Source organism: Paraburkholderia sp. BR14312, assembly GCF_040948675.1.
Classification (GTDB): domain Bacteria; phylum Pseudomonadota; class Gammaproteobacteria; order Burkholderiales; family Burkholderiaceae; genus Paraburkholderia; species Paraburkholderia nodosa_A.
The window spans coordinates 1-6091 of the sequence record NZ_JBFPKI010000041.1 but is presented as its reverse complement, the minus strand read 5'-3'; the positions used below and the strand labels follow the sequence as shown (position 1 = coordinate 6091).

At 58.7% G+C, this 6091-nt stretch carries 6 protein-coding genes and 4 pseudogenes; 5 read left to right on the top strand and 5 right to left on the bottom strand.

The features are described from left to right. Window positions 1-151: pseudogene (locus AB3X98_RS41810) on the bottom strand (IS5/IS1182 family transposase); the annotation flags it as partial. A 225-nt stretch (window positions 152-376) separates the two neighbouring features. Between AB3X98_RS41810 and AB3X98_RS41805 the strand changes: the two are divergent. Continuing rightward, window positions 377-1379, top strand: a pseudogene (locus tag AB3X98_RS41805) (IS630 family transposase). Between the two features lie 10 nt (window positions 1380-1389). On the opposite strand, the pseudogene AB3X98_RS41800 reads toward AB3X98_RS41805, so the two are convergent. Then, a pseudogene (locus tag AB3X98_RS41800) lies at window positions 1390-2061 on the bottom strand (nucleoside transporter C-terminal domain-containing protein); the annotation flags it as partial. Between the two features lie 51 nt (window positions 2062-2112). Continuing rightward, window positions 2113-2565: pseudogene (locus AB3X98_RS41795) on the bottom strand (IS6 family transposase); the annotation flags it as partial. A 344-nt stretch (window positions 2566-2909) separates the two neighbouring features. On the opposite strand from AB3X98_RS41795, the gene AB3X98_RS41790 reads away from it, so the two are divergent. The 4 genes from AB3X98_RS41790 (at window position 2910) to AB3X98_RS41775 (ending at window position 4936) form a co-directional block, all read left to right on the top strand. After that, complete coding sequence (locus AB3X98_RS41790; RefSeq protein WP_368607140.1) at window positions 2910-3338, top strand: hypothetical protein; 429 nt, start codon at window positions 2910-2912, stop codon at window positions 3336-3338. A 132-nt stretch (window positions 3339-3470) separates the two neighbouring features. Next, the gene (locus AB3X98_RS41785) at window positions 3471-3809 is read left to right on the top strand and encodes an integration host factor subunit alpha (protein WP_368607141.1); all 339 of its coding nucleotides are present in this window, start codon (window positions 3471-3473) and stop codon (window positions 3807-3809) included. A 152-nt stretch (window positions 3810-3961) separates the two neighbouring features. Then, window positions 3962-4147, top strand: a complete 186-nt coding sequence (locus AB3X98_RS41780) for a hypothetical protein (RefSeq protein WP_368607142.1) — start codon at window positions 3962-3964, stop codon at window positions 4145-4147. Window positions 4148-4627: 480 nt separating this feature from the next. Beyond that, complete coding sequence (locus tag AB3X98_RS41775; RefSeq protein WP_368607143.1) at window positions 4628-4936, top strand: hypothetical protein; 309 nt, start codon at window positions 4628-4630, stop codon at window positions 4934-4936. A gap of 288 nt (window positions 4937-5224) precedes the next feature. Here AB3X98_RS41775 and AB3X98_RS41770 read toward each other — a convergent pair whose 3' ends face one another. Together AB3X98_RS41770 and AB3X98_RS41765 are read right to left on the bottom strand one after the other, a co-directional pair. Next, window positions 5225-5563 carry a type II toxin-antitoxin system RelE/ParE family toxin gene (locus tag AB3X98_RS41770; protein WP_083245687.1) on the bottom strand — a complete coding sequence of 113 codons (339 nt, stop codon included), beginning with the start codon at window positions 5561-5563 and terminating at the stop codon, window positions 5225-5227. After that, window positions 5563-5847, bottom strand: a complete 285-nt coding sequence (locus AB3X98_RS41765) for a type II toxin-antitoxin system Phd/YefM family antitoxin (RefSeq protein ID WP_069269038.1) — start codon at window positions 5845-5847, stop codon at window positions 5563-5565. Before AB3X98_RS41765 ends, AB3X98_RS41770 begins: the two co-directional genes overlap by 1 nt. Window positions 5848-6091 lie beyond the last annotated feature (244 nt).

Below are 6091 nucleotides of genomic sequence, written 5' to 3'. Positions count from 1 at the left end.
CGAGACACGGCCGGTGTCCGCATAGATGACGCTGAACAGCCCGTTGAGTCGTTTCAACGCATCATTCACCAGCAACCGGATCGGTCGCAATGGGTGATCTGCCGGGACGAAGTCCTCCAGCTTGACCCTGCATCTCATCCATTCCGCGCATCGCATCCGCTACCAAAGATCATGAACACGATATCCATAACGCTCGTCCCTCAAACCCCGTTTACACGGGATCCAAATTCAACAGCCTGTTAGATTAGGGAAGCTATAAACTGATCCACCTGTCTCGAGCGCTCCATCACTTTGTCGCGTGAGGCCGCCACGACTGACGAACCCAATGCCTACGACGTGATCGCGCGACTCACTAGTCCCGCTTGAGCGCAAACAATTGCTGTCGGCGGCTCGTAGCCAAACGGTGCGCGCAGCGGACACGCGGCGTGCCCGATTGGTCCTGATGCTTGACGACGGAGAGACACGTGAGGCGATCATGCAGCGGCTGCGCTGTGACTCCCGCTTCATTAGTCGCTGGTCGAGCCGGTTCCTGGCCGAGCGGCTGGCAGGCCTGTACGCGCGCCATCTGGGACGAGCTCCGGTGCATCCGCCTGACAAGCTGGAGGCGCGGGTTCTGAATCTCACGCTCAAGCATCGACCTGCGGACGGCTCGACGCATTGGAGCAGTTATAAGCTTGCTGCTGCTTTGGGCGATGTGGGTGCGTCGACGATTCAGCGCATCTGGCGAAAGCACGGCGTGCGGCCCCATCGGCTCGATACGCACATGGTTTCAAATGATCCTGACTTCGAGACCAAGGCGGCAGACGTGATCGGGCTGTATCTGAACCCGCCCGCACGCGCGGCGATGTTCTGCGTAGATGCGAAGACGGTCATTCAGGCCCTGGATCGTAAAGACCGGATGCTGCCGCTGTCACCCGGACGCGCCGAGAGCCACGGCATCGAATACAAGCGCAACGGCACGCTGAGCCTGATCGCCGCGCTCAACACGACGACGGGGGAAGTCATCGGCAAGACGGCGCCGCGCCATACCAGCGAGCAGTTCGTGGCCTTTCTCACCGACGTTAGCCAGCGGCCCAAACAAGAGATCCATATGATCTGCGACAACGTCAGCAGCCACAAGATCCCGCGCGTGCAAGAGTTCCTGCGGCAACACCGAAACGTGCGGTTGCATTACACGCCGACCTATACCTCTTGACTCAATCAGGTGGAGAACTGGTTCTCGCGCATCCAGCGCGACGTGATTGAGTGAGGCATCTTCACCACGGTAAAGGATCTGGAGCGCAAGCTGCTGTATCCGCGAGCACAACAAGAATCCCAAACCGATTAAATGGAAGTACGACGATCCATCGCGGCGAATTCGACGAGTGCCATTTCAATGACGCAGTTGACTAGCGAGACGAAAAGGCCAGCAATGGTCGCGCTCATCAGGTTCGACAAAGTGGCCGCAGTCAGCGCCCGCAGACCATATCGGCCGACGCGTCCGCGGATGTCCGGGTTGATCGCGCCGAAGCTACCAGTCAAGATTGCGATCGAGGAAAAATTGGCGAACCCGCACAATGCGAATGAGACAATCGCCAATGTTTTAGGCGTCAAGATTTGCAGCCCGCTTGCGGCAACCTAAGCTGTAGTTTGCAGGTACGGTGCCAAACCTGTATAAGCAACATACTCGTTCAAGATCAATTTCACGCCAATGAAGTTTCTGGCGATCGATGCGTCGTGTCAAGGTGCACCGATCAGTCACGCAAGTGGTGAGAAGAGTAGCCCAAGCAGCGACTGCAAGGTTACATCGTGGAACCCGATGAAGGTTGCGATGCCTGAGACCATGTTATTGAGCAGGGCAATGAGACCAATGAAAGTGATCAGCATCGCCGCCACGTGCATTGCGATCTTCACGCCAACAGCACCGCCCGCGGCAACTGCATCGATGACGTTGGCAGCTAGCTTCTTATCGAACTCCAGTGAGTCGACTTCATTGTGATTCATCTCGGTAACCGGGCAGATTATCTTCCCGAAAAGAATACCGCCCGGTCCCGCCATGAAAGACGCCGCGATCAGAGGCTCTGTCGCGATCAGGTTGGCGGGGCGAGAAAGCCCCGATATGATGAGGATTACTTACATGGCCAGCGAATAAAATTGCTCGGCAGCAGTCAACTGGATCCCAGCGGCTTTCATCTGCCCCTTCCTGATCATATGCATCACTCGATGCCCGACAGGATGATGCGGGCGCAACGAAAATCCTTGAAGCCCATCATGGGTTTGACAATCCGTTTGATGGAGCGATGGTCCTGTTCGACAACGTTGTTCAGGTATTTGACCTGGCGGATCTTGATGGGCGCTTCCCGTTCGGCGTTGATGGCGTGCAGGGCACCCAGATTGGCGCCGCTCTTATCCATAGTGATGGTCTCCGGGCTCGCCGTTCTCGTCGATGGCTTTCTCGAAATAGCGACGGGCGGCAGCCTTGTCACGATGGGCTCGAAGCAGGAAATCCACCGTCTTTCCGGCCTTGTCCGCAGCGCGATAAAGGTATTTCCACTGGCCACGCACCTTGGCGTACGTCTCGTCCACCGCCAGCTCTTGCCGGGGCGGCCAGTGGAAATGTTTGCACTGGGCCGCATGAAAAAAACTGCTGCCCCACACAGTTTGTTCTGGCTGAACTACATATCAATTATTTTGATGTTAATTGTCTTGTGTCTCTCCCCCCAGGAGGCGAAAATATTATCTCGCGCGGGCAGTGTGCGGTAACCAAGTGGGCTCGCCAACGGTTGAAAGATTGATTCAGAGTAGTGGGCGGCACCTCTTAAATCAGTAGGATCAGGTTGAGCCACTAGCTGCTCAGGAATGGTTCGGCACCTTGCTGATGTTAGGCGGTGCATCACATCGCGTTTCCAATATCTCCTTCGTAAATTTATATGGCAGAGCTGGCAAAAATTACCGATGACACCCCTGGTGCTGTGCAAATTTGGGGGTTCCATGGAGAATGCAACGTAAGGGACGTCGCGGCGGCTCTTGAGGAGATCGCTGCGGGGCTAAAGGGCGACGGGCATACAATTCACGTAATGTCGGGTACCCACGGCTGTTGCGTGGGGCGAGTCGGTGCTGTCGCAATGCGCGAACAAAGGTTCTCGGAACAAGATCGGGCTCTTGCCCACCCCATGACGGCAGACAACAAGGCCATTGTTGTGGCTGTCCACGACTTCAATACGAACAAGTTGCCGGCTCCCGACTATGTGTCCGCAGCGATGGCCAAGCTCAACAAGGACATCCGCACGATCGTGGCAGAGACGCCCGGGATTCCTACATTCCTGCTCGCCTATTGCTGCAGTGCAGGCACGAAGTAGCAGCGATGGGTTCCGCGGGGTTTTGTCTTCAAGTCGCCCCGGGCATGCAGCCAATCCACTGCTCGCTCAGCCCGAGCCGGAGCGAAAGAGCCGTCCGGCGCAGCCGGGCCAACTCAAGTCCGAAGCAAGTCGATGAAGCGCGACTGGCCCGTCATGCGGACGGCCGACGCGGCGCGCACTCGCACGTTCAGGAAAGCTGATCTGATCGCGGCGCTGTGTGATCGTGCGGGGCTAAGCCGGGAGGAGGCGACTGAAATGATCGAGGCGTTTTTCGAGACCCTACGCGCCACGCTGGTTGCCGGCGAAACGGTCAAGCTTGCCGGGTTTGGGGTCTTTGCGTTGCGTGACAAGCCACCGCGCCCCGGACGCAATCCGCAGACCGGCGTCGCTGCGCCCATTACGGCACGCCGCATCGTAAAGTTTCGCGCCAGCGCGCAGCTGCAGGCGCGCGTGGAGCGGGATGAAGAATGAAAGATCCCCCCAGGTCGCGCTGATTCGGGCAGCCCGTGCTGAGGCGAACCGTTGTGTGGGTGATCGCGTTCATTGACGGTGCAACGACCCGGTGGTGGGGCAGCATCAATGACTGGCAGCCGGACGAAACCCGTCTGAGCTCGGCGCCACGCTTGAGCGCTACCCTGGGCTCGTGGAAGCGTACCGGGCCGCCGGGTGCCACAGCGCACGCACTCATGGTGTACCGCGACGGCACGTTCGCTTTGGTGATGCTGGGCGTCAGCACGCCTGAGGCCATCGGGTCTTACCTCAGCAAGGCAGCGGAGGTGGGGCGCACGCGCAACGCCGCCCTTGGCTGAAGGCATGACCCGGCAGGAGCACTGAAGACTGATCGCCACTGCTTCGGCGCGTGAAACTCCCCCCAGAAATGCGAACGTATTGCACCGCCCCTGTCAGGACAGGCAAGTACATCCCGGCCGGTTTTCGGCCACAGTACAGGAACGTGACGTTTTCAAGTGGAGGCGCACGAAGGGAAGATGGAGAGCCTTCATAAAAAAACGGGGGGAAGTCGGTGGGAAAACAGGCAAGGCACCCGAACGGCGGCGCGAGACAGCCTTTGAGGGACGGGGCTCAGTCAACCAGTCCCGTTGTTTTGATCGCCCAGCGGATGGAATTGGCACGCAATCCGGCGACGGGCAAGGAGATCAACGAGGCGACAGGAATCATCCGGGTGAAGACGCCCCTCTGCAGGGTAGCAATGCCCGCGTCGGCTATTCAGCACGATTCGTTTTTCCGCACCGTGCCCCGGTTCACGGTTCCATTCTTGACGGGAGAAGTCAATGCTCAGTCCACACGAATTTGCAACCCTGATGCTGGTTCGCCACGCAGCGGATCAGCTCGACATGAACCGCGCCGAACTGGACGCGCTCCTCGAACGGCAACTGGTGATGCTGGAACACGGCTCCGTGGGCAGGCGTCGCGCGCACCTGACGGAAAGGGGGCGGCCAGTCCTCGACGTGCTGCATCCGGACAGCGTTGAGCGGCGAAATCGCGCACCCGGGGCTAACGCAGGCGGCGATGCCAGGGACGGAGTTCCCAGGCCAGTGTTCGCCGCGACGGATTCCGCAATGCCGCAAGACGGAGGCTGAATACTGGTGTCCCGAATGACGACTACCGCGACGGCAGTCGCGCATATCAGGTTCAAGAAAAGGCAACGAAAATAGGGCGCTGGGCTGCACCGCGGCAAAGAGGATAACTAAGGATAACGACGGCCATTAGGAATCCCGCGTCCGCCCGGGCACTACTGCGCTCCAACCCCGGCTCGCTGGCCGAGCTCCCGCATTCCAATACGGTCACAATAATCTACAGGAAGCCAGGAGGACGAAGATGTCGTCATTGCCGTCACCCGGCGGATAATTGCTGCGTCATCCTGACGCTCACATGAGTCGAAGGACGATCCTCTGGAGCAGGGCCGGCAGATCGCGTCGCGTATCGACCACGAGGTGAATGAAAACCGTGTCGTCCCGCACCTGGTAGATGATCCGGTTCCTGCCGCATAGGGCCTGCCGGAAACGCTCATCGACGAAGCCTTCGAGTTCGGCAGGAATATGGCCACTGTTGGGATACTGGCGAATCTGCGTGATGGTTTCCTGAATCTGCGCCGATGTCTGACGCCAGGTCTCCCATCCGAAGGTTCGGACAATGTAACTTCTCAGCTCGTCGATGCCGATCCGCGCGGTCGGCAGGACGCGGTACTTCAGCGGCGAGGCCGGCATCAGCGAAGTTTTTCCTGGCGGTCGAGTTCGTTGAGCTCCCCGAAGAATTCGTCGCCGTCGACATGGTCGTCGCGCTCGATATGCTTCTGGCCGATGGCCAGGATCTTCAGCAGCGCGATGGTCTGCTGGGTCGCGTCGTAGGTTCGCACGTCCTGGACCACGAGTTTTGCTTCACCGTTCTGCGTGATGATGAGCGGCTCTCCCGAGTCGGTGAGGTCCTTGACGATCTGGGCGGCTTCGCTTTTGAGGTAGCTGATCGGCTTGACGTGATCGGCGAGGTGCATGGGGCGCTCCGTTGGGTCTAATAGGACTAAATATAGACCGTTATCGGTCACATCGCAACCGGTTACGAGGCTGGCAGCCGGCGTATTTAACATAATATAATTTATCGCAGTTTTACTTGTGAGGGCTACGTCCTAATGTCGTGTTCTGGCTATTTACAGATGTCGTGTTTTTGAGCGCTGGCAAGCTGGCAGACTGCTGCAACCGCTGCGGGGCCTGCCATGAAGCCGGACACGACGCTGGTGA